The sequence below is a fragment of the Halomonas sp. 3F2F genome, from assembly GCF_014897805.1.
Taxonomy (GTDB): domain Bacteria; phylum Pseudomonadota; class Gammaproteobacteria; order Pseudomonadales; family Halomonadaceae; genus Vreelandella.
Map to the genome: position 1 here is coordinate 1 of NZ_JABUZE010000023.1, position 960 is coordinate 960.

General features: G+C 52.3%; 2 protein-coding genes and 1 pseudogene. All 3 read right to left on the reverse strand.

Annotated features, from left to right (window positions below):
* Nucleotides 1–40: 40 nt before the first annotated feature.
* Nucleotides 41–211, reverse strand: a pseudogene (locus tag INT21_RS02175) (IS66 family transposase); the annotation flags it as partial.
* 45 nt (nt 212–256) lie between these two features.
* Nucleotides 257–613 carry an IS66 family insertion sequence element accessory protein TnpB gene (tnpB, locus tag INT21_RS02180; protein WP_125749665.1) on the reverse strand — a complete coding sequence of 119 codons (357 nt, stop codon included), beginning with the start codon at nt 611–613 and terminating at the stop codon, nt 257–259.
* Entirely contained in the window at nt 610–822 is a 213-nt protein-coding gene (locus INT21_RS02185) for a hypothetical protein (RefSeq protein ID WP_125749668.1), read from the reverse strand. Before INT21_RS02185 ends, tnpB begins: the two co-directional genes overlap by 4 nt.
* Nucleotides 823–960: the final 138 nt, after the last annotated feature.

Sequence of the window (960 nt, forward strand, 5' to 3'; positions counted from 1 at the left end):
GCTACAAAACCCGTCGTAGCGCGGTTTTTCATGCGTTTTCCCTGCGCTCCAGGGCAAGCCGGAACTGTTCAAACAACGACTGCTTGGTAGCCTCCCACTGCGCTTCCTTTTTCTCCATCAACGCCAACAGCCGCGCATTTTCAGCGTCAGCAGCGGCCAGCTTGCGCTCAAGCTGGGTAACCGTCGGTGAGGAGGAAGTGGCGTTTTTCATATTGCATAGTTTACCAAAAACGCCCTTAAAATAGGAGCGCTACGGCTATCCAACCCGCTGAAAATCCAACGCTTTGTGAGGCTGCATAGCCTTCAGGTTATAGCCATCCAGCAGCCAGTTAAGCTCTTGGCCGGTTAACGTCACGGTCTCACCATTAAGGTGCGTTGGCCATTTAAACCGCTCACGTTCTAAACGCTTGTACCACACCACAAAGCCGTTACGTTCCCAGAACAGCAGTTTCACTTTATCGCGCTGGCGATTACCGAACACGAACAGCGCTTGATCAAACGGGTTCAAGGCCATGGCTTCCTGCACCAACAGCGCCAAGCCATCAATTTGCTTGCGCATATCGACGGGTTCTCGGCACAGATACACCTGTAGATCAGTGCCTGGGCGAATCATGCGACGACCTCCACCGCGACAAACCGGGCGGGACGACAACGCGGTGGCACGGGAAACCCTTGCACGATTAACCGTTTTTCCCACGCCATCAGGTCGGCTAACGTCACGGCTTGTGCTTCGGCATAAGTACTTAACGGTATCTCCAATGCGGCGGCATAAGACAGGTGGCCTAACCAAAACGCTTGAGTGGAATTGAGTTCGCGGCTCATGATGATCTCCAAAATCAAAGAAACCATCAGTGTGATCAGCCAACATTAATGTGGGTAGATGGGGTTTATGGCGCGCTTACAAGAATGTGTAACTTAGCGTAAGCGTTCATCCTACGACGTAGTTGACCTACTTCACGT